Source organism: Nonomuraea marmarensis, from assembly GCF_043197025.1.
GTDB classification, from domain to species: domain Bacteria; phylum Actinomycetota; class Actinomycetes; order Streptosporangiales; family Streptosporangiaceae; genus Nonomuraea; species Nonomuraea marmarensis.
Map to the genome: position 1 here is coordinate 13,391 of NZ_JBICRM010000023.1, position 24,087 is coordinate 37,477.

17 protein-coding genes are annotated in these 24,087 nt (G+C 71.2%); 7 read left to right on the plus strand and 10 right to left on the minus strand.

The window, feature by feature from the left end:
- Positions 1-38 precede the first annotated feature (38 nt).
- The 4 genes from ACFLIM_RS31555 to ACFLIM_RS31570 all read left to right on the plus strand — a co-directional run bounded on the left by ACFLIM_RS31555 (position 39) and on the right by ACFLIM_RS31570 (position 2,292).
- Positions 39-746: a sirohydrochlorin chelatase gene (locus tag ACFLIM_RS31555; protein ID WP_393171675.1), complete on the plus strand. Its 708-nt coding sequence runs from the start codon at positions 39-41 to the stop codon at positions 744-746.
- Positions 747-789: 43 nt separating this feature from the next.
- Positions 790-1,338, plus strand: coding sequence for a GNAT family N-acetyltransferase (locus tag ACFLIM_RS31560; RefSeq protein WP_393171677.1), 549 nt, complete (start codon positions 790-792; stop codon positions 1,336-1,338).
- A gap of 103 nt (positions 1,339-1,441) precedes the next feature.
- Positions 1,442-1,897: a hypothetical protein gene (locus tag ACFLIM_RS31565; protein ID WP_393171679.1), complete on the plus strand. Its 456-nt coding sequence runs from the start codon at positions 1,442-1,444 to the stop codon at positions 1,895-1,897.
- 140 nt (positions 1,898-2,037) lie between these two features.
- Positions 2,038-2,292, plus strand: a complete 255-nt coding sequence (locus tag ACFLIM_RS31570; protein ID WP_393171681.1) for a hypothetical protein — start codon at positions 2,038-2,040, stop codon at positions 2,290-2,292.
- Here the strand turns inward: ACFLIM_RS31570 and ACFLIM_RS31575 are convergent.
- From ACFLIM_RS31575 to ACFLIM_RS31605, 7 genes are read right to left on the minus strand one after another with little or no spacing between them, the layout of a single operon-like run.
- Entirely contained in the window at positions 2,289-8,069 is a 5,781-nt protein-coding gene (locus ACFLIM_RS31575) for a CHAT domain-containing protein (protein WP_393171683.1), read from the minus strand. The two genes, ACFLIM_RS31570 and ACFLIM_RS31575, sit on opposite strands and share 4 nt — an antisense overlap.
- 44 nt (positions 8,070-8,113) lie before the next feature.
- A complete protein-coding gene (locus tag ACFLIM_RS31580; RefSeq protein WP_393171684.1) occupies positions 8,114-9,895 on the minus strand; it encodes a GH39 family glycosyl hydrolase in 1,782 nt (593 codons plus the stop codon).
- Between the two features lie 33 nt (positions 9,896-9,928).
- The gene (locus tag ACFLIM_RS31585) at positions 9,929-11,473 is read right to left on the minus strand and encodes a glucoamylase family protein (RefSeq protein WP_393171686.1); all 1,545 of its coding nucleotides are present in this window, start codon (positions 11,471-11,473) and stop codon (positions 9,929-9,931) included.
- 13 nt (positions 11,474-11,486) lie between these two features.
- The gene (locus ACFLIM_RS31590) at positions 11,487-12,308 is read right to left on the minus strand and encodes a carbohydrate ABC transporter permease (protein WP_393171688.1); all 822 of its coding nucleotides are present in this window, start codon (positions 12,306-12,308) and stop codon (positions 11,487-11,489) included.
- Entirely contained in the window at positions 12,305-13,234 is a 930-nt protein-coding gene (locus ACFLIM_RS31595; protein WP_393171689.1) for a carbohydrate ABC transporter permease, read from the minus strand. Before ACFLIM_RS31595 ends, ACFLIM_RS31590 begins: the two co-directional genes overlap by 4 nt.
- A gap of 4 nt (positions 13,235-13,238) precedes the next feature.
- Positions 13,239-14,504, minus strand: coding sequence for a sugar ABC transporter substrate-binding protein (locus tag ACFLIM_RS31600; protein WP_393171691.1), 1,266 nt, complete (start codon positions 14,502-14,504; stop codon positions 13,239-13,241).
- Between the two features lie 11 nt (positions 14,505-14,515).
- Positions 14,516-15,514, minus strand: coding sequence for a LacI family DNA-binding transcriptional regulator (locus tag ACFLIM_RS31605; protein ID WP_393171693.1), 999 nt, complete (start codon positions 15,512-15,514; stop codon positions 14,516-14,518).
- 144 nt (positions 15,515-15,658) lie between these two features.
- Between ACFLIM_RS31605 and ACFLIM_RS31610 the strand changes: the two genes are divergently transcribed.
- Complete coding sequence (locus tag ACFLIM_RS31610) at positions 15,659-16,063, plus strand: nitroreductase family deazaflavin-dependent oxidoreductase (RefSeq protein ID WP_393171695.1); 405 nt, start codon at positions 15,659-15,661, stop codon at positions 16,061-16,063.
- 202 nt (positions 16,064-16,265) lie between these two features.
- On the opposite strand, the gene ACFLIM_RS31615 is transcribed toward ACFLIM_RS31610, so the two are convergent.
- Complete coding sequence (locus tag ACFLIM_RS31615; RefSeq protein ID WP_393171696.1) at positions 16,266-19,568, minus strand: S8 family serine peptidase; 3,303 nt, start codon at positions 19,566-19,568, stop codon at positions 16,266-16,268.
- 121 nt (positions 19,569-19,689) lie between these two features.
- Here ACFLIM_RS31615 and ACFLIM_RS31620 point away from each other — a divergent pair, with 121 nt between their 5' ends.
- Positions 19,690-20,727 (plus strand): TrmB family transcriptional regulator, encoded by a 1,038-nt coding sequence (locus tag ACFLIM_RS31620; protein WP_393171698.1) that lies wholly within the window; start codon positions 19,690-19,692, stop codon positions 20,725-20,727.
- 13 nt (positions 20,728-20,740) lie between these two features.
- Here the strand turns inward: ACFLIM_RS31620 and glgA are convergent, their stop codons facing one another.
- The gene (gene glgA / locus ACFLIM_RS31625; protein WP_393171700.1) at positions 20,741-21,913 is read right to left on the minus strand and encodes a glycogen synthase; all 1,173 of its coding nucleotides are present in this window, start codon (positions 21,911-21,913) and stop codon (positions 20,741-20,743) included.
- 136 nt (positions 21,914-22,049) lie between these two features.
- On the opposite strand from glgA, the gene glgC reads away from it, so the two are divergent.
- Positions 22,050-23,285 (plus strand): glucose-1-phosphate adenylyltransferase, encoded by a 1,236-nt coding sequence (gene glgC, locus ACFLIM_RS31630; RefSeq protein WP_393171702.1) that lies wholly within the window; start codon positions 22,050-22,052, stop codon positions 23,283-23,285.
- 330 nt (positions 23,286-23,615) lie between these two features.
- On the opposite strand, the gene ACFLIM_RS31635 is transcribed toward glgC, so the two are convergent.
- A complete protein-coding gene (locus tag ACFLIM_RS31635) occupies positions 23,616-23,966 on the minus strand; it encodes a hypothetical protein (protein ID WP_393171704.1) in 351 nt (116 codons plus the stop codon).
- Positions 23,967-24,087: the final 121 nt, after the last annotated feature.

The following is a 24,087-nucleotide window of genomic DNA, read 5'->3' on the forward strand; positions in this document are numbered from 1 at the left end:
GTTCCCCCCGGCCGGGAGGCGGTCGTCATCGCCGTCCCGTGCCCACGTCCCTGCCGCCCGACGCCCCCATGCTCGTGCTCGCCACCCCTGGCGGCACCACCGGCGTGGCCGAGGAGATCGCGGCCGTGGTACGCGTCGACAACCCGCAGATCGAGGTGCGCCTGACGAGCGTCACCACCCTGGCGGACTCCCTGCCCTCGGGTCGCGACGCCGTGGTGGTGCCTCTGCTCACCTGGGACGATCCGGTCGTCCTGGCGGACATCGGCAAGGCCATCGCGGCCAGCGGCTCCGGCGCCGTCGCGACCGAGGCGCTCGGCCCGCACCCGTTGCTGGCCGAGGCGCTGCACATCAGGCTGGCGGAGCGCGGCCTGGCCAGGGCCGACCGGGTACGCCTGCTGAACGTCTCCAGCCCCGTCGACGCCGTCATCCTCGGCACGGTGGGCGGGGCGCGCGCGGTGCACGCCGTACAGGCCACTGCCGTGCTCCTGGCCTCCAGGCTCACGCTGCCGGTGGTCGCCGCTTCGCTCGACAGCGAGCCCGGAGTCCCGGTCGCCGCCCAGCGACTGCGCGCGGCGGGCGCGGAACGGCTCGCCATCGCGCCCTGCCTGATCGGCCACGAGGCCTCGGAGGGGATCGTCGAGCAGGCCGCCGCGGCGATCAGGGCCGGGCACGCGCGGCCGCTCGGCGCCCACAGCGCCGTCGCCGAACTTGTCGCCCGAGCTTACGGGAGTCAACTCGCCACTTGACAAGGGCTTGTAAAGATCACGGAAGTGGCGTTACGTTCTGCGCATGCGGCGCGTGGTGTGCGAGGGTGAGCGACTCGGCCTCCGTGATGTCACGGAGGCCGACGTGGGCGCCCTGCACGCCATCTACGGCGATCCGGCGGCGACGCAGCACATGCCGTTCGCGCCGCGCAGCCTGCCGGAGGTGGTCGACCTCGTCGACCAGGCCATGGAGGCGGCCTCCGCCGAGCCGCGCCGCCTCTATGTGCTGGCCGTGGTGGACGCCGAACGCCGCGGCGTGATCGGGGTGGCCCGGCTGAACATCGAGGCCGACCACCCGCACAGCGCCGAGATCGGCTTCGGGCTGCATCACGACCAGTGGGGGCGCGGCATCGGCACGGATCTCGTACGGCTGCTGCTGTCGTTCGGGTTCAAGCAGCTCGGGCTGCACCGCATCTGGGGCGCCCGCTCCCCCGCCAACCTGCCGGGCCAGCTCGCGATGCTGACGGCGGGCATGGTCGAGGAGGGCCGCATCCGGCACCACGTGCACACGCCGCACGGGTGGCGCGACTCGGTCGTGCACTCGGCACTCGAGGACGAGTGGACGGAACGCTAGCCGCACCATGTGCGTGAGCCGTAGTGGGAAGGTCGGAGTGGCGGGCGCGGGGATTGTCGGTGGGGCGTCCTACGATGAGCCTCCTCACGGAGGGATAGTCACCATGCTCGACTCGCTGATCGTGCCCCTGTTCGTCACCACGGACCTGCCGCCCGAGGCGGAGCTGGCCGAGTTCGGGGAGTTGCTCGCCGAGACGGCGCGCGAGCTCGGCCACGAGGGCGCCGGCTATGCGGCGTTCCTCGCGGGCAAGGTGTTCTGGCTGGACCGTCCCGTGCTGCCCGAGCAGCGGCCCGCGGCCGAGACGGAGCTGCGCTTCGCCGGGATGCTGGGCTACCTCGCCGCCTCCGGGCCCGGTCACACGTCGCGGGACGTGGTCTGCGACGTGCGCGAGGCGATCGGCGAGGCCGTGGCCGGGCGTTACGGCGACGTGGGGGTCGCCCCGGCCGTGTTCGCGATCCGCGATCAGGACGTACGCGAGCGCACCCCGGACTCCGCCCTCTCCATCGACACGCGTGACGCCTCGGCCGAGCTGGTTACGGCGACCAGGTCGTACCTCTAGCCAGGCGCCGCGGCGCCGTGCGATCGTGAACGACGATCCCCAGCCGAGCGGGCACGCGGCCCGGCACGTCGCCTTCGGCTGATCGACCTGGCCGGCCGCCCTCTGGACTGGTGGCGGCCAGACAACGAGGAGGTTCTCGCATGGCCGTGCTCGGCGCCATCTGCTTCGGGCTCGTGATCGGCTGGATCACGTACGGGACGCTGCGCCGCAGGCAGGGCGCGGTGGGGCTGACCGACCTCGCCGCGGTGCTGGCCGCGGTGGGCGGGGGTTTCGTGACGGCGCTGCTCGGCGTGCCTGAGGCGTTCGGGGGGTACGCGGTGGGGCTCGCCGTCGGCTTCTTCGGCTACCTGGTCGCGGCCACGCTGCTGCCGGACTCGAAGTGGCTGGGCGACTAGTGCGGGAGACCCACCATCACGTACGGGGCCCACAACTCGGGCTCGGCGGGGCCGTAGAGTTCGTGTAGTTCCAGTACGCACTCGCGTAGCGCCTGCGCTTGGCCCGTGCCGTTACGCAGCTTGGTGTGGAAGTCGCGCATGAGGGCTCGGGTGAGCTCGTCGGCGGGCGGCCAGAGCGTGAGCAGCACGGACCTGGCTCCCGCGTGGAGAAGCGCGTGACCTAATGCGGCAAGGTCGTCCGCACCTGCCCGGCCCTCGACCGGCCTGTCCCCTGTCCCGGTGAGGATCACGAGTCTGGCGTCCACGCGCATGCTCATGATCTGCCTGGCGGTGAGGAGGCCGTCGGCGAGTCGGATGCCCGAGCCGAACGGATCGTCCGGGTCGAAGGCGGCTTGGCACGACAGGTGCAGCACGTCCCAGGTGCCGGATAGGAGTGCGGCCGTGGCGGCGGGGCCGGTGCGGAACTGGGTGCCGAGCAGTTCGGCGGCGTCCTCCGCCGTGCCCTCGATCACGGATCGTTCGTCGGCGTCCGGGGTGAAGCCCAGTGCCAGCGACCGGCCGCCTTCCGCTGGGCCGCGCCGGGTGAGGCGGGTCAGGACGGCGGCGGATGGGGCGTAGGCGATGGGGAAGCGTTCGAGCAGCAGTTGGCCGTTCGGGGCCAGTGCGTGCAGCGGGATGCGATTGAGCCCGGCGTGTGGGAGCAGGTAGAGCAGGGTGAGGTCGTCGCCGAGTGCTTCGAGCGCCTCCGCGAGCAGCAGGTCGGCCAGGCGACGCCAGAGCTCCAGGCGGTGGCGGCGGGCCTCGATGTCCAGCAGGCCCGGCCTGCGGCCGCTGGTGCTGGCGGCGAAGTCCTCCAGCAGGTCGTGACCGACGGCGGTGGGGAAGGCGAGGGGCTCGGGCCAGCCGGTGCGATGGGCGAGCACGGTCACGGCGTCCTCGCCGACGTGGAAGCCCAGCAGTCCGGTCGCACCGCTCTGACCGGGAGTGGCGTCGTCCAGCGGGCCGGTTCTCATGGTGGGGGCGACAAGGGCGTCCAATCGGGCCTTGTCGGGTGGGGTGCCGCGGCGCATGGCGACGTAGTCGGGGGCGAGGGGCTCCATGCGGTGCCACAGCGCCTCCAGGTCGGCTTGGGCGGTGTGGGCGCGCTCGGTGAGCATCGTGGCCTGTGCTGGGTCGCGGGTGTTGCGGGCGGCCGACATCAGCGACTGCACGGAGTCGAGCCCGCTCTGCTCGGTCTCCAGCAGTTCTGCGGGCACCCCGCTCGGCGCGGGCTGGTGGCTGAGCTGAGTGGTCAAGGTGCTGGATTTGGCCTGCTCCGCGTGTGTCCACGCCGTCATCCCGCGCCCCAAGCGCACGGCGAGGCTGATCGTCCTGTCGCGGGCCGCCGCGTGGCCGAGCGAGCTGGCGCGTTCCGCGTCGGCGAGGGCTCCGGGCAGGTCTCCGAGCGACTCCGCGGCCGTGGATCGGTTGTGGTAAACGGTCCTCAGCTCCAGCTCGTGCCCGAGCTGCTCCAGCAGCTCGATGGCCGTGGACAGTCGCCGATGAGCGCGGGCGTACGAGGCGGTGGCGACGTCGAGCGCCCCGAGATCGCTCAGCGCGATCGCCTCACCCGAGCCGAAGCCGGCATCCCGCGCGAGAGCGAGCGCTTCCTCCAGGTGGATGGCCGCCAGGATGGGCTCCTCCAGGCGGGCGAGCATGATCAGGGCGAGCACCGCGCCGCGGGCGCGGCCTTGGGCGCGTTCGAGGTCCAGGGCTCGTTCGACGAGCGGTCTGGCCTCGTCCTTCTCGCCGTGTAACAGGTGGACCAGGGCCAGGTCGGCGTAGGGGTCCGCCAGATCGGCTCGGTCCCCGAGTTCCTCCCTGATCGAGATGGCCTCCCGGTAGCCGGTGGCCGCCTTATCCAGTTCGCCCAGTTTGAGGTGGAGTCCGGCGCGATTGGTGAGCAGGGAGGCCCGGAGCGACCGCCAGATGGGGTCCTCGACCAGGGCGAGCCCTTCCTCGTAGGCGCGGGCGGCCGCGGTCCAGCGGGCTTGGCCGGTGAGGAACAGGCCGAACGCGTCGAGGGTCCGGACGAGCTGGGCGGGGAGCGCCGAGTCCGGCTGGCGGGCCAGGTTGACCGCCCTGGTGAGGTGTTCGAGCGCCTCGCCGGCCCGGCCGAATCCGCTGGCCGCCGTGCCGAGGTTGCGCAGGTGCTCGATCACCCGGTTGTCGCGCAGCTCGTAGCCGCGGGCGGCGTGGTCGTAGGCCGCCGTGAGGTCGCCCAGCTCGCGGCAGTACGTAGCGAGCTTGGCCAGCAGGTACGACCGATCCCCGGAATCGGCCAAGGCTTGTTCGGCGACGGCGCGGGCAGTCGTGAGGTCGCCTGACGCCTCCGCCTCCTCCAGCCGTAGCCAGAGCTCCAGGCGCTCCGCCACCTTCCCCGGGCCGCCCGACCGCTGTGCCGCGAGGGCTTGGGTCAGGGTGGCGCGGCCGTGGGTCAGGTCTCCCATCGTGAGCTGGATGGAGGCCAGCCGAGCCAGGACAGCCGCGTCCAGCCCGCCCGCCATCGCCGCCACCACCTCGAACGGCGCCCCCTCCGGCCGAAGGCCCTCCCCCGCAACGCCGAGCCCCGTGAGACCCTCTTCGAGTGCCGTCCTGGCGCGGCGGAACTCGCCGCGTTCCTCCAGCGCGAACCCGAGCTTGATCGAGGCGAGCGCCGCCAGCCGGTCCTGGCCGCTGCCGCGGAAGCCCGCCATCGCCAGCTCCAGCGCCTCCACCTGCGCCCCCAAGTCCCCGGTACGGGCGGCGAGCGCGGCCAGCCGATCACGCACGACGGCCTCCTTGAGCGGGTCCCCGGAGGCCGGCCCGAGCGCCGAAGACAACCGTTCCCCGGCAGACTGGAACTCCCCGAGCGCCACGTCCAGCGAAGCCCGCCCCAGCGTGGCCGTGAGCAGCGCGTCCAGGTCGCCCTCCGCGGCGGCCAGCTCCAGCGCGCGTTCGAGGTCGGCCAGGGCGTCGTCGAAGCGATCCAGCACAACCAGGCAGGAGGCCCGCATGGCCAGCGAGAAAGCCTCCTTCGCGTGCGCCCGCAGCCCGGCGAACGTCTCCCCCGCCGCCCCGAACGCCTCCGCCGCCAGCCCCGCCGCGCCCTCCGTGTAGGCGAGCACGCCCAGGTTGTAGCGTACGGACCCGGCGCCGTCGTGGTGGCCGATGGACTCGTACTCGCGTTCGGCCAGTTCGAAGGCCAGCTTGGCGCCGAGGGCGTCACCGTGAATACGGCGGCGTTGCGCGATGCGGTACCACTCGTCGGCGGGCTCCCGCCGCTGCCCCCTGCGCCGTACGATCTCGACGAGCCGGTTCTCGCAGGCGGCGGCCTGGACGCGATGACCCCGCGCGGAAAGCAGGACGGCGTGCGCGTCGAGCGTTCTGCAGGCGTCCTCCCAGGCCCCCGCCGCCTCCAGCTCGATGGCGCAGGCGGCGATGCGTTCCCCCGACGCGGTGAGGTCGCCCTGGTCGACGGCCGCTCTGGCGGCGGGTACGAGGGCGAGCGCGGCCGGCTCCGTCTGGCCGAGCGAGAGGTACAGCTCCCTGGCCCTGGCCGCGCAGGCCACGGCCGCGGCCGGGTCGCCGGCGGCCAGGTACGCGTCGGCCGCGTGCCTCTGGTAGGTCGCCTCCTCGGCGGCCAGCCCGGATCGCTCGCACAGGGCGATGGCGCGCAGGTGGTGTTCGACGGCGCGTAAGGGATCGTCGATCCAGCGGCCCATGTTGCTCAGCTGCTCCGCCTCGGCCCCATCCTCGCCCAGCGAGCGGTAGACGGCCGCCGACCGCGCGAACGCCTCCAGCGCCTCGTCGAGCTCCCCGAGCTCGACGAGGTTCGCGCCTTGCCTGGACAGCGCGTACGCCTCCTGGGAGCGCAATCCCGCCGCCGAGAACGACGCGGACGCCCTGCTCAGCACGACGGTGGCGAGCCGGAACCGGCCCAGCTCGGCGAGCCGCGACGCCACCCCGAGCAGGTACTCGCCCGGCGACGAGGACCCCCGCTCGGCGAACCGCAGCAGCTTGAGCGCCACGTCGTCGTCCAGCGCCACCAGCGCCAGCTCCGTGGCGGACCGGGCGAGCTGCTCGTCCAGCGGCAGCGGCCCAGGATCGTCGAGCACGGCCCCGAGCTCGGACAACATCTCGGAGTCGCCCGAGCCGGCCAGCGTCAGCGCCTCCCCCAGGTCATGCGCATCGCCGACGGCGGAGAAGCGGGCCAGCAGCGCCTTGCACAACGTCCGCTGGGCCGGGGCCGGGGCCTGGTCGCGGGAGCTCTTCATGGCCAGCTCGACGCCCTGGCGGGCGGCCAGCACCGATTCGTGCAGGTCCTCGACCCGCCCGCGCCACCGCAACACCTCGGAGACCAGCCCGTACGCCTCCGCCCGGAAGGCCGGCTCACCGGCTTCGAGCGCTTCGCGCAGCACGGCCACGGCCTCGTCGGTGGTTTCCGCGGTGAGGCCCAGGTTGAGCGCCCGGCCGAGCAGCAGCAGCGCCTTGGCCCTGGCCGGATCCCGCGCGTCGTGAGCCGCCAAGGCGGTCCTGGCGGCCGCGATCGGCTCCGCGGGGTCCCCGCCGGTCACGGTAGCCCGCCTGAGCAGCGCGTTCGCCAGGTTGGCCAGCAGCCTGCCGTGCTCGGGATGCCCGGGCGACGCGAGCCCGACCGCCTCGCGCATGACCTCGACGGCCACGTCCAGATCGGTGAGCTCCCCGGTGACGCCGTAGCGGCGCCAGCGGCGGTCGCCCAGCAGGCCGAGCCGGACGACCTGGTCGGTGCCGAGCCCCTGCGCCGTCTCGCCGGGCGTGACGTGCAGGGCCTCCAGCATCTCCGTCGCGGCTTCGAGCGACTCCTCGTTCCCCGTGACGACGAACCATTCGACCAGCCCGGCCGCGTACGGGGCCAGCACCCCGGGATGGGCCCACTGCTCGTGCCAGAAGTCCAGCGCGCACTGCCCCACCCTGATGAACGCCAGCAGGTCCCCGTCCGCGCACGACTCGTCGGCCCGCGCCCGGGTGAGATCGACGAGCCCCAGCAGCGCCTGCGACCTGTCCTGGCTGTCCGGCGCGGCGTCCACCGCCGCCAGGTACGCCCTGGCGAGCTCCTCGTCCGCAGCCAGCCGGAGCGCCCCGGCCAGCTCCCCGACGTGGGCTGAGGAGGCCAGCGCCGCTCTGAACAACACGTGCACCGCGTCGTCCGCGGCCTCCCGCCGCCCCGTCAGCCCGTACAGTCGCACGAGCCCGCCGCCCAGCAGCGCCAGCGCGCCGGGCGCCCAGCCGGGGTCGGACGCGCGCATGGACTCCTGCAGCAGCAGCCGCCCGAGCCGCTCGGCCACCTCCGCCGTCGGGTGCGCCATCGCCCGCCGCACCAGGGCGTGCACGAGCAACCCCACATGCGGGTACGTGGCCGGGTCCACGTGCCGGAACACCTCTTCCACCAGCCCCGCCCACGTGTCGGCCGAGTCGCCGGGCGGCCCTTTGGAGCCGCGCAGCCTCTCCGGCAACCGGCCGGGGTCGACCACGGCCACGGCGGCGAAGAAGGCGCCCGCCACCGCGGCGTCCTGCGGGATCCGCTGGTCGAGCCGGTAGCGGGCCAGGTGCAGGATCCCGATCAGCCGCCAGGTGGTCGCGTCGGACCGGTCGCCGGCCAGCGCCCGCATCGCCCGCTCGGCCTCGGCCAGCGCCGCGGGATCCCAGATGAGCTGGGGATCCGCGGCCTGCTCGAACCGCCCGATGCGGGCGGCCAGCGCCTCGGCCGGATCCGTCATGGAGACAGGCTCTCACCGGCGTGCGCCTCCGTACAGGACCGCCCTCAGGGTGTCATCTCGATGTACGACACGCCGGGCATGGGCAGGTCGAAGACCAGGGCGGCGGTCCCGTTCACGATGGCCGGCGGGGCCAGCTCGTCCAGGGTGTTGGCCGCGCGGAGCTTGTCCCACTGCTCGTCCACCGGCCAGTCGCCGCCGCCCATCGACTGCCAGGCGGCCTCCACGTTGGAGTGGTCGCGGTCGATGCGGTGGTGGGTGACGTTGTGCTCGCCGTCCAGCCCGTCGATGGTCAGCGAGATCGTCCGCGCCAGCTCCGGCGCGCCGCCCGCCTGGACGTGGTTGAGGGTGCCGTTCCAGACCAGCACGCCGATCCGGCCGTCGTCGTGCCTGGCCGCCCACACCTCGACGCCGGCCATGTCGCCGTCGAGCGTGGCGGCCAGCTCGGCGTCGCCCAGCCGGGCGGCCAGCGCGAGCGCGTGGAAGCGGGGCTTGCGCAGGTTGCCGACCGTCAGCAGCCCGAACCCGCCGTGGAACAACCGCGGCGGCCGGCCCAGCTCCTCGAAGTGGTCGGAGGCCACCCAGTGCGCCAGCGCGGCGATCCGGCCCGCGGCCGACTTCATGCCGTGCAGCACGAACGCCGCCCCGAACGGCCCGTCGCCGACACCGTGGAAGTGGGTCGGTGTGGGCCCCCACTCGGTCCACCAGACGGGCACGTCCCGCCCGTGCCTGGCCAGGGCGGGACGCCAGTCGAGCGGCGCGTTGCCGTAGGTGTGGGTGGACAGGAAGTCGAGTGCCGCGCCCGACTCCTCGACGTGGGCGAGCAGCTCCTCGATCCAGCCGTTCGCGGCCGAGGCCGGGCCGCCGACGCGCAGGTCAGGGTGCACGTTCTTCACGGCGGCGGCGGTGACGTCGTAGAGCAGGAAGTACTCCTCGGGCGTGCCGGACCAGAAGACGGCCAGGTTGGGCTCGTTCCAGACCTCGAAGGCCCAGTGGTCGACCAGCTCGCGGATGCCGTACCTGTCCACCAGGTGCTCGACCAGCGCCCTGACCAGGTCGCCCCACGCCTCGAAGTCCTTCGGCGGCGAGACGATCGCCTGGTAGCCGAACACGGTCCTGGAGGGGTCGGCGGCCAGATCGCGCGGCATGTAGCCGAGCTCCACGATCGGCCGCAGGCCCAGGCCCGTCACCTTGTCGTAGACCTCGTCCACGCCGCTGAAGTCGTAGACCGCCCGCCCGTCCACCTCCTGGTAGACCCCCAGGTCGTCGCAGAGGATGGCGTGCGCCCTGACCGTCTCGACACCCAGCTCGTCGCGCATGACGCGCAACGCCTCGGTCAGCTCCGCGCCGATGGGCCGGCCGCCGCTCTCGCCGGTGTTCAGCAGGTACGACAGATGCTCCGACCCCACCATGTACGCCCACGGCCGCGGCAACTCCCGGGTGACCCGCCGCGCGTCCACGTGAACCGAGACCGAACCCCCGCTCGAAGGCAGCGGCGCCGAACGGATCTCCTCCGACAGGGGACCCATGTGGTCCATGGCCGAGACGGCGGCCACCGAGTAGGCCGCCGCCCCGTGTCCCGTGTCCACGAACCGGCAGGACGGCACGGCGGGCACGTCCACGTCCGGCTGCCCGGCCGGCGCCCCGTCCCGGTGCACCAGGTAGCCGATGGCGCCGGGGACGGGGTTCCAGGTCAACGTCACGTGCCCGGCCCCCGGGACCGCCCGGAGGCCGGACGGGGCCTCCAGGTCGGGTCGCGAGGCGGCGGTGATCCCGCCGGACGCCTGCCCGATGCGGTCCTGCCAGTCGCGGTGCGCGGCTGTGTCCATCAAGAGTTCCCCCGTTTCACTGGGTGGGCGTTTTCACTGGGTGGGCGGGACGACGTCTTTTTCCTTGACGTCTTTTTCCTCGACGTCCCATTCTTCGAGCCGCATCACCGGGCGGAGCTTGGCCTCGACGCCGGAGCCGGCGAAGTAGCGGTGCAGGTTGCCGCCGGTGAGCACGTTGCCCAGGGCGGCCATGACCATGCCCTGGTCGAGCGCGAGATACCACTTCGACACGACCCCGGAGCGGACCGCGACCGAGTCGTAGAAGCCGCCGGGTCCGTAGGCGTCGAAGTTCTGGCGCAGCTTGGCCAGGTTGTCCATGGCCGCGGCGCGGGCGTACGGCAGCGCCAGGAAGCTGGCGTGCGGCGTCACCACGCCGTCGCCGTAGGCTGCGGGCTCCGGCTTGGCCGGGCGGCAACCCTCGTAGCCGGGATCGGAGCTGGTGCGCTCGCGGTCGGAGGTGTAGCCGTCGGTGTCCATCCCCAGGGGGTCCACGCCGTACTCGCGGTAGCCGCCGTGCGGGTCGTTGGACGGGGAGAAGCCCCAGTAGCCGTATTTCGCCTCGTTCAGGCCGTGCTCGATCTGGGCCCGGACGAACACGGGGTGGTTGCGGCCCCAGCTCCGCGGCGCCCAGTCCGCCTCGGGGACGACGAGGTCGGGCATGAGCGCCTCGAACATCGAGCCGCCCCAGTTCGGGACGTACCGCAGGCCGCGGTAGGCGTACGTGCCCTCCCAGACGTTCACGCCGAGGTACTTCTGCCATGACCCGACGGGCTTCTGGTCCTGCCAGCCGAAGTCGCAGGCGTTGTCGGGGAACGTACGGTACGGGCCGAAATAGCTCTCACGCGGGATCTGGCCGAGCGCGATGCCCACGTACTGTCCGATGCGGGTCTCGGCGGGGGCGCCGTAGTGGTGGCAGGTGGAGTAGACGGTCGTGCCGGTGCCGGCGTAGTCGCTCTCGACGTAGCAGCCGTCGGGCGGCTCGGGCCAGAAGCCCCCGCGTATCAGCCCGGTGCCGGCGTCGGGGCGGGCCGCCGGGTCGTAGTACGACTTGAAGTTCATCGAGGTCAGCAGGCGGTTGGCGGGCGCGGCATACTGCGGGACGGCGTTGCGGACCATCATGAGGGCCGTGGCCAGCCAGCCGTTGTCCACGCTGGAGGCGAACGGGCGCACCGGGTCGCCGGTCTCCGGCCAGATGCGGATGAGCTGGAGGGTGGCGGGGTCGTACCAGTTGTAGAACTGGCCGGTGGGCGCGTTGCGCTCCAGCCGCTCCAGCGCCTTGAGCACCCTGCCGACCCTGGCGGCGGCGTCCCCGCCGCCGATCAGGCGCAGGTCGCGGGCGGCGAGCGTGCTCCACAGGTACGTGCCGATGTTGGTGGGCGAGGTGACCTCCGCCCTGGTCTTGAGGTCGCCGGTGATCTTGTCGGCGGGCAGGCCGGTGGCCGGCTCCACCATGGCGGCCATCGACCGCCACGTGTCCTTCGCGTAGCGATGGAGCGTGCTGTCGCCTGAGGCGTTCGCGGCGGTGGCCGGGATCGCTAAGGCCAGCACGAGCAGACCGGACAGGACCGTCTTGCGCATGAGGGGTGCTCCTCTACTTGAGGCCGGTTGTGGCGATGCCCTGGATGAAGAAGCGCTGCAGGAAGACGAACAGGAACAGGATCGGCGCGATCACCACGACCGACCCCGCGACCAGCAGGTTGTAGTGGGTGGCCTCGTGGCCGTTGAGGATGTTGAGCGCGACCGGCAGGGTGTACATGCTCTCGCTCTGCGCGACCACGGCCGGCCACAGGAAGTTGTTCCACGAGCCGAGAAACGTGATCAGCGCCAGCGTGGCCAGCGGCGGCCCGCACAGCGGCAGGATGATGGTGAAGAAGATCCGGAACTCCCTGGCGCCGTCCACCCGGGCCGCGTCGATCAGCTCGTCCGGCAGGTCCGAGATGAACTGCCGCATCATGAACACGCCCAGCGGCGTCACCACGGTCGGCAGGATGATCCCGATGAACGTGTTGACCATGCCCAGCTTCGCGATCAGCACGAACTGCGGCACCATGAGCACGATCGCCGGGATCGCGAGTTGCACCAGCACCAGGCCGAACGCGAGATTCTTGCCGCGGAAGGAGAGCTTGGCGAAGGCGTACCCGACCATCGAGCAGAACAGCAGGTTGGTGCCCACCAGCACGAGCGCGATGAGCACGCTGTTGCCGAACGCGGTCCCGATGTTGACCCGCTGGAACAACTCGGCGAAGTTGTCCAGCGTGAACGTCTCCGGCCAGAACGTCGGCGGGTCGCGCCTGATCTCCCGCTCGGGCTTGAGCGAGCTCAGCGCCGTCCACAGGAACGGCCCGGCCACCAGCGCCAGCCCCACGCAGAGCCCGAGGTAGACGACCGCACGCTGGCGGCGGGTCCTGCTCACCTGCTCCTCCCCACCCTCAGTTGCAGTACGGCCAGCGCCACGATCACCGTGAACAACACCGTGGAGGCGGCCCCGGCGTAGCCGTAGTTGCCGACGCCGAACTGGCCGAAGATGGCCAGCGAGGCCGACAGTGTGGAGTTGAGCGGCCCGCCCCTGGTCATGACCAGCGGCTCCTCCAGGAACTGCATGAACCCGACCGAGCTGTAGACGGTGCAGAACAACAACACGGGCCGCAGGGACGGCACGGTCACCGAGCGGAAGCGGGCCCACCGCCCGGCGCCGTCCACCTCCGCCGCCTCGTACAGCTCTCTCGGGATGGTCTGGAGCGCGGCCAGCAGCACGACCATGTTGAAGCCGAAGCTGCGCCAGGCCGTCATCACGATGATCGACGGCAGCGCGGTGCTCTCGCTCTGCAACCAGTTCGGGCCCTGGATCCCGGCCAGCTCCAGCAGCCGGTTGACCAGCCCCGCCTCCGGCTCCAGCAGGAACTTCCAGGCCACCGCGATGCCGATGATGCTGGTGATGTTCGGCAGGTAGTAGCCGAGCCGGAAGAACGCGGCGGGCAGACGAGCGATCCCCGAGTTGAGCAGCACCGCGGCGGCCAGCCCGAGGCCGATGGTCAGCGGCAGCGCGGTGACCACGAAGACCACGGTGTTGACCGCCGCCCTGCGCATGGCGGCGTCGTCCATGAGCCGCAGGTAGTTCTCGACGCCGACCAGGTTGACGCCGAGCGGGTCCGTCACGTCGGTGCTGCGCATGTCGGTGAAGCTCATGCCGATGCCGACGAGCAGCGGCCCCAGGTAGAACACGGCGAACAGCACCACGAACGGCAGGATGAAGATCCACCCGATGCCGGCCTGGCGGAACGCGCCCCTGACCTTGACCGGCGCGGGGGCGGGCGGCGCCTGCCTGGTGAGAACGGCCATGATCTTAGAGGCCGGTGCCGATCGTGTCGGCCTGCGACTGGATCGCCTGGGCCGTCTGCTCGGGCGTCTGCGTGCCGCGGGCCAGCTTCTCCAGCTCCGCCTCCAGGACCCTGGCCACCTGCTCCCACGTCGGGAACGGCGGCGGCGTCTTGGCGTCCTTGAGCTGCTCACCGAAGACCGCGAGCTGCTTGTCGGCGCTCAGCGCGGGTTCCTGCCAGGCCGACTGCACGGCGGGCAGCGACTTGACCGTGGTGTACCACTTGGCCTGCACCTTCGGCTCGCTCAGCCACTGGATGAACTTCCAGGCGGCGTCGCGGTTCTTCGCCTTCTTGAACACCGCCATGTCGGCGCCGCCCACGAAGCTCGTGGCCGAGACCGGACCCTTCGGGTAGGGGGCGACGTCGAACTTGTCCTTGAACTCCGCGCCGCCGTCGTTGTTCAGCACGCCGATCATCCACGGGCCGGAGAAGAAGCCGCCCACCTCGCCCTTGATGAAGCTCTGCGGGAAGGCGCCCTCGGGCGTGTCGTTGGGGGCGAGCTTCTGCTTGAACAGCGACTCGTACTGCTTGAGCGCGGTCAGCGCCTCGGGGGTGTCGAAGGTGTACTTGCCGTCCTTGACGATCTCGCCGCCGGCCGACCAGATCAGCGGCAGCACCTCCTGCCAGGAGGCGCCCAGGGTGTAGCTCTGGTTGAAGCCGTTCTTGGCGCCGCCCTTCTCCTTGAGCGCCTTGGCGAACGCGGTGAACTCCTCCCAGGTCTTCGGCGGTTGCACGCCCGCCTCCTGCGCTTGGTCGGTGCGGTAGTAGAGGACGCGGGTCTCGACGTACCACGGGACGCCGTACGCGGTGCCGTTGACGTCGACGGTCTGCCAGGCGCCGGGGAAGAACTGGGACTTGTCGACCAGGTTGCCCGGCGTCGGTTCGAGCGCGCCGGTCTTGGCCAGCTCGCCCGACCAGGTCGAGCCGATCATGCTCACGTCCGGCGTGGCGCCGCCCGCGATGGCCGCGGTGATCTTGTCGTGCGCCACGTCCCAGCCGATGGCCGTGACGTTGATCTTCACTCCGGGGTTGACGCTCTCGAAGTCCTTGACGAACGTGCCGAGCGCGTTGCCCTCCTCGCCCATCGCCCAGACCGTGACCTCCCCCGTGACCTTGCCGGTCGTGACGTTCTGCGCCTGCTCGGGCGCCTTGTCGGCGCTGCGGCCGCAACCCGCGGCCAGGATCGCGAGAGCCAGCACGCCTACGGCGGCGCGCCGGGTGGTGGTGTTCACGTTGATTCCTCCTAGGGGGATTCCGCCCGGGGGTGGTAACCGCAGCTGGAACGCACGACCAGCTCGGTGGACAGGATGAGGTGGCGCGGGGTGGCGCGGGCGCCGGTGATCAGCTCGTCGAGCGCGCGGGCGGCACGGGCGCCGAGTTCGCGCATCGGCTGGCGTACGGTGGTCAGCGCCGGGCGGGCGTGGCGGGCGGCCATGATGTCGTCCCAGCCGGTGACCGCCACGTCACCGGGCACGTCCAGGCCGAGCTCCTCGGCGGCGAGCAGCGCCCCCAGCGCCACCTCGTCGTCCGAGCAGATGATCGCCTCGGGCCTGGTCCGGTGGCCGAGCAGCTCCTTGGCGGCGTCGAACCCGCAGTCCACCGTGTAGTGCCGGGTGGGCACCGCCTCGATCGCGCCGCCGAGCGCCGCCCGCACGCCCCGCCAGCGCTCGTCCACGTCGTCCTGGCTGGCCAGCGGCGCGCCCAGGAAGGCGAAGCGTTCGTAGCCGTGCCCGGTCAGGTGCTCGGCCAGCGCCCGCGCCGATGCCGTGTTCTCGCTGCGCAGCGTGTCGGCGCCGGGCAGCGGCTCGCGCGAGATGAACACCAGCCGCACGCCGAGCCGCACCAGCTCGGCGACCAGCGGCTCGGGAACGGTGTGACCGAAGATCAGCAGGCCGTCGACCCGCCCCGCCAGGTCCTTGATCAGGTCGTTGACCTTCGTGCGCCCCTTGGTAGACAGGATGACCACGGAGCGCCCCAGCTCGGAGGCGACCTCCTCGTATCCGAGCAGGACCTCGGTGTAGTACGGGCCCGCGAGGTCGGGGAAGACGATGCCGTTGGCGGCGTGCCGGCCCTCGGCGAGGCTGACACCGAGACGGCTGGGCGTGAAGTTGAGCTCCTCGACCGCCTTGAGCACCCTCTCCCGCGTCCTGGCCGCCACCGGGCCGGTGCCACGCAACGCCCTGGACACGGTGGCGATCGACACCCCGGCCCGCTTGGCCACCTCGTAGATGGTCACGTCCATCGAGCTTCTCCCTCTTGTGTAAGCGCTTTCACAATTGCAGATGTAAGCGCTTACACAAATGCAGTGTGCCAGCCGTGTTAACTTCTCGTACAGACCTCAGCGCGTAACGGTGAGGTCACGCCGTTGCTGGGTAGCCTGCAAATCATGCTCTATGGCAAGGAACATGTACGGCGTTACCAGGAGACCAACGGCGCGGAAGGCCACGACTGGAACAACACCACCGTCCTGCTGCTCACCACCAAGGGCCGCAAGTCGGGCAAGCCCTACACGACGCCGCTGATCTACCAGCGGCACGGCGATGACTTCGTGATCGTCGCCTCCAAGGGCGGGGATCCCGACCATCCGCAGTGGTACAAGAATCTGCAGGCCAACCCCGACGTGGGGGTGCAGGTGATGGGCGACCGGTTCAAGGCCCGCGCGCGCACGGCCCATGAGGCGGAGAAGCCGGAGCTCTGGCGGCTGATGACCGGGACCTGGCCGGACTATGACAACTACCAGCGCAAGACCGACCGCCCGATCCCGGTGGTCGTCCTCGAACCCCTCAGATGACGAAAGCCCCGCCGCGCCTCCCTCGCGCGGCGGGGCTTTCGTCCCTCGGGGGGCTCCGCCCCCCAAGCGCCCCCCGAAAGTTCGAGGGCTTCGCCCTCTCCCTCGGGGGGGCTCCGCCCCCCCAAGCGCCCCCCGAAACCCCGAAGGCTTCGCCCTCAACCCCTACCTCAACCCCAAAAGTTCGAGGGCTTCGCCCTCGGACTTACTTGATCTCGTAGGCCCTGATGACGGTCTCGGTGAAGCCGTTGCCGCCGGTGTCGGCGGCCTTGACGCGCAGCGAGGCGAACTTGCCGCGGGTGTTGTTGGGGTGCGAGGTCTCGGCTGACCAGGCGTCCTTGCCCGACGGGTGCACCTGCGTGGACTGCCAGGTGCGGCCGTCGTCGTAGGAGATCTCCACGGTGAGCGTGCGCAGCTTCAGGTCGGGCGAGCCGTCCTGGCGCTGGACACTCAGCGGGATGCGCATGCGGCCCGTCTCGGCCCGGTTGCGGTCGTCCAGCTCAGGGCTGATCTTGACGGCGAACAGCGGCAGCACCTGCCGCTTGCCCGGCTCGGGCGTCTTCGACCTGAACCGCCACTCGGCGCTGACCTTCGTGGACAGCTTGGTCGCGGCCGCGTCACGGTCGGCGGTCATGGCGATCCGGTAGTCGCTCTCCTTCTTGTCGTCGGGCACCTCCACGCTGCCGGGCAGGTAGTCGGCGGCGTAGATCTCCTTGCCGTCGCGGTAGAGCGTGGCGTGCGGGGTGGAGTAGTCAGCGTAGGACATGTGATCGGGCGTGCCGTCCTCGAACAGCGCGGCCGCGAACTGCACCTCGTTCCCCTGACGCCAGTTGTAGTCGCCGTCGGGGTTCAGCGCGGGCGCGAAGACACCGGTGTTCCAGCGGTCGGTGGTCTTCTGGCCGGCGCGGTAGACGGTCGTGTCGCCGAAGAAGAACTGGTCGAGGTCGTCCCAGCCGTCCGGCGGCGTCTGGTACTGGATGAAGGACGGGTACCAGCCGGTGTCGCCGGGCGTGTAGTACTCGGTCCGGCGGAAGGGCAGCTGGAAGCGGGACACGCTGCCGTACGGCATCCAGGCCAGCTCCTTGCCGTACAGCACGGGCAGGGCGAAGTGCTCGCCGAACTTGACGTCGTTCTGGGTGGCGTACGTGGAGCTGACCTCCGCCAGGTCGCGGCGGCGCGGGCGGTAGCCGGGGTCGGCGGGGATGCGCGGCTCGGCCTTCATCAGGTGGTAGAAGTACGGGCTGTCGTCGTAGGTGCCGTCGCTCTTCGGCTTGGCCCACTGCGTCCAGCGGTAGAACGCGAAGTTCTTGCTGGCCGTACGGGTCGTGGGGATGGCCTTGATGCCTTCGACGCGGTCCGCGCCCCACATGCCGCCCAGGTCGACGTCCACGCCCATGGGCTGCACGCCGTCGGCGAGCTGGAGCATGCCGAGCAGGCCGACGGCCAGCCGCGCCGACGGCTCCTCCGTGCGTACGTCCACCGGCTTGGCCTTGCGGGCGTCGGCGGCGACGGTGCGGTCGGCGTCGAGGGTGAACTCCGGCTCCGCGGCCATCACGATGGTTCCGTCGTTGTCCAGCATGAGCGTGACGACGGTGTAGCGGTGGCCCTTCTCCAGCCTGAGGTCCAGCGTGCCGCCGGAGATGTCGTAGTTGACCTGCTCCTTGACGTCGAGGTCGATGACTCCGGCGAAGGCGGCCTGGGCGGGCTGGCCGTCCGTGCCCTTGAAGCTGAGCTTGAGCCCGCGCTTCTCCGGCTCGACCCGCATGCCGATGCCGGTGCGTACGGAGACGTCGGCGTTCCTGGCGATGACCGTGCCGCTGAACATGCCCATCTGGCCCGGCTCGGCGGTCACCTTGACCTGGGCGGTGCCGTGCGCGGGCACCTCCACCGCGGTGGCCCCGAGCTTGAACGGCGTCGCCGTCTCGCCCTGGCCGTCCTTGGCCGTCACGCTCAGGTCCAGCCGGACCGCGGCGTCGCCGTCGTTGCGGTAGGTGAGCGTCTTCTCCTTGGGCGCGGGGCTGGGCAGCTCGATGTCGCCCATGCTCACCGCGGTGGGCTCGGCGGTGACCTGCTGGGTGACGGCGCGGGCGACGTCCACCCGGCCGGAGCCCTGGACATAGGCGCCGAGCTCGTGACCGGGCGCCGTGGCGGCCATCAGCGCCGCCTTGATCTGGCCGGCCTTCCAGCCGGGGTGCACGCCCGCGACGATCGCGGCCGCTCCCGCCACGTGCGGGGTCGCCATGGACGTGCCGCTGAGAGCCGTGTAGGAGTCGTCCACCGGGGAGCCGATGGAGGTGCCCGCGGCCCTGGCCGCGACGATGCTCACGCCGGGCGCGATCAGGTCGGGCTTGACCGCGGCGTCACCCACGCGCGGCCCTGTGCTGCTGAACTGGGCGACCGTGTCGTCGTCGCGGTAGGAGGCGCCGACCGTCAGCGCGTCGTCCGCGGAGCCCGGCGACCCGAGCGTCTGGGGGCCCTCATTGCCGGCCGCGATCACGAACAGCGTGCCGTACTGCTCCGACAGGGTGTTGACGGCCTGCTCCAGCGGGTCGACGCCGGGAGAGTCGGGGCCGCCGAGGCTGAGGTTGGCCACGCGGGCGCCGTTCTCGGCAGCCCAGGTCATGCCCTCGATGATGCCCGAGTCCGGGCAGAACCCGTTCTGGTCGCAGACCTTGGCGATCAGCAGCTTGGCTCCGGGGGCGACGCCCTTGTACTTGCCGCCCGAGGCGGAGCCGGATCCGGCGACCGTGGTGGCGACGTGGGTGCCGTGGCCGTTGAGGTCCCGGGTGTCCGGCTCCGAGGTGAAGTTCTCGGCCTTGGCGACCAGGCCCTGCAGGTCGGGGTGGGTGGGGTCGTACCCAGTGTCGATCACCGCGACGGGCACGTCCTCGCCGGTGTGGCCGGCCGCCCAGGCCGTGGGCGCGCCGATGTGCGGGACGCTCACGTCGAGGGACACCTTGGCCTTGCCGTCCAGCCAGATCTTCTCCGGCGCGGCGGCCGTTCTGGCCTGCGCGGTCAGGGTCTTCCAGAGCGTGCCGGCGGCTGCGTGGGGCTCGCTCCGGGCGATGCCGTTGATCGCGGGCAGCGGGCGCCCGCCCGCGGCACGCAGCGTGGCGGCGCCGGCCTGGTCCGAGTACGTCACGATCAGCGGCAGCGCCGGGCTGGCGGCGTCGTCGTAGCCGAGCGCGGCGAGCTGGGTGACGTTGAACAGCCGGGGGTCCAGCCGGCCGGCGGCCAGAAGGGGCATCGCGTCCACGGGAACGATGCTGAGCCCCTCCTTGGCCCGGCGGTGTAAGAAGTTGACCTTCTCCCTGCCCGGGCCCGGCTGGACGTCGAGCTGGGTCTGCTTGCCGGGGAGCGGGCGGAGGGTGACCTTGTCCCCGGTGATGAGGGTGATCGTCTTGGGCGGTTCGGCCTGGGTGGTGGCCTGCCCGGCTTGGGATGGGGTCGGGGTCGGCGTGGGTGTCGCCTGGACCGGCGTGGCGGCCGCTACCAGGGCCGTTATCACGACGCTGAGAAGCGCGGTTCTATGAAGCACATCCCGCTTTCTATTTGTTCGTGAATTTTGGTGACAAGGTGATTCACGTGGCCTATTGCGGCAACTGCCGGAAATGGCCAAGATCGTGGGCATGCTTGAAGACAGCCGGGCGCTGGAGGTCGTGGGGATCAGCGCCTTCGACGAGCGGATCTACCGCGAGGTGCTGGCCTGCCCCGGCATCACGGTGCAGGAGCTCGTCATGAGGAGCGGGGAGAGCTCGGGGCGCATCCAGACGTCCCTGAGCAGGCTCCGCTCCAAGGGCCTGGTCAGCCGCCTGTGGGGGCGGTCGCCCCGCTGGACGGCGACGAACCCGGGGACCGCCATCCGCTCGCTGGTACGCGGCCTGCAGAGCGAGCTGGACCGGGTCACCGACACGGCCGACGAGCTGGAGGCCGCCTTCCGCACCGTCGGCCAGGACCCGGAGGAGGGCGGGCAGTTCGAGGTCCTGGCCGGGCCCGAGGAGCAGGCCCGGTGGTACGTCCGGCTGCAGCAGGAGGCCAAGGAGGAGGTGCTGACCTTCGACCGGCCCCCGTACGTGCTGGACTATCACAACCCGCTGCAGACCGGCCTGCTCCGCAGCGGCGTGCGCTACCGGACCATCTACGTGCCGGAGGCGTTCGATCACGCGGGGGCGCTCGACGAGGTGGGCAAGCTGATCCTGGCGGGCGAGGAGGCGCGGGTGCTGCCCGCGCTGCCGTTCAAGATGGCGGTCGCCGACCGGTGGCGGGCGGTGGTGCCGCTGCACTCGGACCCGCCGCTGACGCGCGGTGTGCTGATCACGGGGACCAACATGGTGGTGGCCCTGGTGGAGCTGTTCGAGCGGCTGTGGCGGGAGGCGCTCCCGGTGCGCTCGGAGTTGTGGCAGGAGCCCGCCGGCGGCGCGCCGCAGCCGGCCGCCGCGCCCGGCCCAGAGCAGGAGTCGCCCGGCCCCGAGCAGGCGGGGCTCGGCCCGGAGGATCGCAGGCTGCTGGCGCTGCTCGCGGCCGGGCTCAAGGACGACGCCATCGCCCGCCAGCTCGGCACCAGCCCGCGCAGTCTGCGCCGCCGCCTGCGCCACCTCCTGGACGAGCTGAACGCCGAGACCCGTTTCCAGGCGGGCGCCCAGGCCAGCCGCAGGGGCTTGGTGTGACGCCAGCCGAGCATCAATCCAGCAGCATCGTGTAAAGGTCCAGCGTGCGGTGGGCGATGCGCTCCCACGAGAAGTGCTCGACGGCTCTGGCCCGCCCCGCCTGGCCCATCGCCCGGGCCCGGGCCGGGTCCCCGAGCAGGGCGTTGACGCGTTCGGCCAGGTCGGAGGCGAACAGGCCGGGGTCGTGCGGGGTGCCGTCGGCGGCCTGGGAGATGGGCACCAGCAGGCCCGTCTCCCCGTCGGCCACCACCTCGGGAATGCCACCGGTGGCCGTCGCGACCACGGCCGTCTCGCAGGCCATCGCCTCCAGGTTCACGATCCCCATCGGCTCGTACACCGACGGGCACACGAACACCGTCGCATGCGTCAGCAGCTGGATCACCTCGGGCTTGGGCAACATCTCCTGGATCCAGCACACCCCGTCCCGGTCGAGCCCGCGCACCAGCTCCGTCACCTCGGCCGCGATCTCCGGCGTGTCGGGCGCGCCCGCGCACAACACGAGCTGCGCGTCCCGGTCGAAGGACCGCGCCGCGCGCAGGAGGTGGACCAGACCCTTCTGGCGGGTGATGCGGCCCACGAAGACGACGTACGGCCGGCGCGGGTCCACCCCGTGCTTCTCCAGCACGTCGAGCCCAGGGTCCGGGGCGTATTCGGTGGTGTCGATGCCGTTGTGGACGACCTCGACCTTGCCCGGCGGGATCTCGGGATAGGCGGCCAGAACGTCCCGCCGCATCCCCTCCGACACCGCGATCACCGCGTCCGCACTGGCCAGGGCGGTCCGCTCGGCCCAGGACGAGATCGTGTAGCCGCCGCCGAGCTGCTCGGCCTTCCACGGCCGCAGCGGCTCCAGGCTGTGCGTGGTGATCACATGCGGCATCCCGTGCAGCATCTTCGCGACATGCCCGGCGAAGTTGGCGTACCAGGTGTGGGAGTGGACGACGTCCGCGCCCTCGCAGGCGGCGGCCATCTCCAGGTCGACGCCGAGCACCTGCAGCGCGGCGTTGGCGCTCTCCAGGCCGCCGGGCACCCGGTAGGCCGAGACGCCCGGCTCGACGCGATCGGCTCCGAAGCAGCGCACGCGTACGTCGGCCAGCTTCCGCAGCCCCCTGGCCAGGTATTCCATGTGCACCCCGGCCCCGCCGTAGACCTCGGGCGGGTATTCCCGGCTGAGCAGATCAACACGCATGACACGACCTTACCTATCGACAACCTCGAGGTCGGTAACGCCGGCTCGGGCATTGGACTACAAATCTGGACACGGAGGAAGCTCACCGTGCCGGGTTTCGTCGATAGATCGGCCATTTGAGGGTAGCGTCCAGGACATGAGGTCCCGGAGGGTGCTTGCGGTCGTGCTGGCTGGTGGAGAGGGTAAGAGGCTCATGCCTCTCACGGCGGATCGGGCGAAACCGGCGGTGCCGTTCGGGGGGATGTACCGGCTCATCGACTTCGTGCTGTCCAACCTGGCGAACGGCGGCTTCCTGAAGATCGTCGTACTGACCCAGTACAAGAACCACAGCCTCGACCGGCACGTCTCGCGGACCTGGCGGCTGTCGGCGATGCTCGGCAACTACGTGACCCCGGTGCCCGCGCAGCAGCGGCTCGGGCCGCGCTGGTTCTCCGGCTCCGCCGACGCGCTGTTCCAGAACCTGAACCTGATCTACGACGAGATGCCCGAGCACGTGATCGTGTTCGGAGCCGACCACATCTACCGGATGGACCCGCGGCAGATGGTCGAGCAGCACGAGGACTCCGGCGCCGACGTGACGGTGGCGGCGATCAGGCAGCCGCTGTCGCTGGCCGACCAGTTCGGCGTGATCGAGACCGACCCCGAGGGGCGCAGGATCGTCGCGTTCAGGGAGAAGCCGAAGGACGCGGTGGGGCTGGCGGACTCGCCCGACGAGGTGTTCGCGTCGATGGGCAACTACGTGTTCAAGACGCAGTCGATGATCGACGCCCTTCGGGAGGACGCCCTCGATCCCACCAGCAAGCACGACCTGGGCGGCAACATCATCCCGATGCTGGTCAAGTCGGGCGGCGCCGATGTCTACGACTTCGCGCACAACATCGTGCCGGGCTCCAGCGAGCGCGACCGCGGCTACTGGCGCGACGTCGGCACGCTCGACGCCTACTACGACGCGCACATGGATCTCATCTCTGCGCATCCCGTGTTCAACCTGTACAACGACAAGTGGCCGATCTTCACCGGGCACGACCCGCTGCCACCGGCCAAGTTCGTGCACAACGACGGCGACCGGGTGGGGCGGGCGATCGACTCGCTGGTGTCGCCCGGCGTGATCGTCTCCGGCGGCACGGCGATCAGGTCGATCCTGTCGCCCAAGGTCGTGCTCCACTCGCACTCACGGGTGGAGGACTCGGTGCTGATGGAGAACGTCAAGGTCGGCCGGGGCGCCGTCGTGCGCAAGGCGATCATCGACAAGAACGTGGTGATCCCCGACGGCGCCAGGATCGGCTTCGACCTCGACTACGACCGCACGAGGTTCGCGCTGACCCGGGGCGGGGTCGTGGTCATCGGCAAGAACGAGATCGTCGATCGTTGACGCCCGAGGCGCCGGGCCGCCGCCGTGTGGCTCCTCATTCACCACGCAGCGCGCCCTGACTCCGGCTGAGCAGGTGGCCACGTGCGGGGTGGGCTGTCCCGCGGCGTTCGGAGGGGCGAACGTTCCGGCGCCGGGGTGCGCTCGGAACGCGGGAGATGGGGGTTCGGAGGCGGGCGTGGAGCGTATGGGGACCCGCCGGGTGGGCCGTGTGAGGCCCGGGGGCAGGGGTCCCGGGTCACCCGGTGGTGTCCCGGGACCGAACCGGACTAACCGCTAGAACTCGCCGAGCCAGAGGCCGGGCCAGCCCCAGCCGGGCCGGCCGGGCTCGCCTCAGACGGCGCGGGCGCCCAGGCTCTGGTCGCGGTTCGGCCAGCCCCAGCTGGGGAGGTGGCCGTTCCAGACGCCAGGGTTCCAGGCGTTACCGCGCCAGTCGCCCCAGTGCCAGACGCCAGGGTGCCAGCCGCCAGGGTTCCAGCCGCCGGGGTTCCAGCCGTTGCCATCCCAGTCGCCCCGGTTCCAACTGTCGCGGTCCCAGCCGTCGCTGTTGAGTTGGAGGTCGTTGCAAGCGTCGGCGACGTTCAGGCCGCAGACGCGTGGGTTGGCGTTGGCCGGTCCGGCCATCCCGATGAGCGCGGCAGCGGTGACGAGTGCACCACCTGCCGCTATGAGGTTACCTTTCATGATCTCCCCCTGTAATCACGAAGTGACAAAGCTGACTGTACGTAGTCATCCTCATAACGTGGTGTAACGCCACGCAGAAACGTCCAGGTCGCTTCGGTGATCTCGACTGGCACCATCGCGG

What these genes read in the sequence shown, in the direction of transcription:
- ACFLIM_RS31560 (WP_393171677.1), top strand. Translation starts at nt 790, where the DNA reads ATGCGGCGCGTGGTGTGCGAGGGTGAGCGACTCGGCCTCCGTGATGTC.
- ACFLIM_RS31575 (WP_393171683.1), bottom strand. Translation starts at nt 8,069, where the DNA reads ATGACGGATCCGGCCGAGGCGCTGGCCGCCCGCATCGGGCGGTTCGAG.
- ACFLIM_RS31610 (WP_393171695.1), top strand. Translation starts at nt 15,659, where the DNA reads ATGCTCTATGGCAAGGAACATGTACGGCGTTACCAGGAGACCAACGGC.
- ACFLIM_RS31585 (WP_393171686.1), bottom strand. Translation starts at nt 11,473, where the DNA reads ATGCGCAAGACGGTCCTGTCCGGTCTGCTCGTGCTGGCCTTAGCGATC.
- ACFLIM_RS31605 (WP_393171693.1), bottom strand. Translation starts at nt 15,514, where the DNA reads ATGGACGTGACCATCTACGAGGTGGCCAAGCGGGCCGGGGTGTCGATC.
- ACFLIM_RS31595 (WP_393171689.1), bottom strand. Translation starts at nt 13,234, where the DNA reads ATGGCCGTTCTCACCAGGCAGGCGCCGCCCGCCCCCGCGCCGGTCAAG.
- ACFLIM_RS31580 (WP_393171684.1), bottom strand. Translation starts at nt 9,895, where the DNA reads ATGGACACAGCCGCGCACCGCGACTGGCAGGACCGCATCGGGCAGGCG.
- ACFLIM_RS31565 (WP_393171679.1), top strand. Translation starts at nt 1,442, where the DNA reads ATGCTCGACTCGCTGATCGTGCCCCTGTTCGTCACCACGGACCTGCCG.
- ACFLIM_RS31635 (WP_393171704.1), bottom strand. Translation starts at nt 23,966, where the DNA reads ATGAAAGGTAACCTCATAGCGGCAGGTGGTGCACTCGTCACCGCTGCC.
- glgC (WP_393171702.1), top strand. Translation starts at nt 22,050, where the DNA reads ATGAGGTCCCGGAGGGTGCTTGCGGTCGTGCTGGCTGGTGGAGAGGGT.
- glgA (WP_393171700.1), bottom strand. Translation starts at nt 21,913, where the DNA reads ATGCGTGTTGATCTGCTCAGCCGGGAATACCCGCCCGAGGTCTACGGC.
- ACFLIM_RS31620 (WP_393171698.1), top strand. Translation starts at nt 19,690, where the DNA reads ATGCTTGAAGACAGCCGGGCGCTGGAGGTCGTGGGGATCAGCGCCTTC.
- ACFLIM_RS31570 (WP_393171681.1), top strand. Translation starts at nt 2,038, where the DNA reads ATGGCCGTGCTCGGCGCCATCTGCTTCGGGCTCGTGATCGGCTGGATC.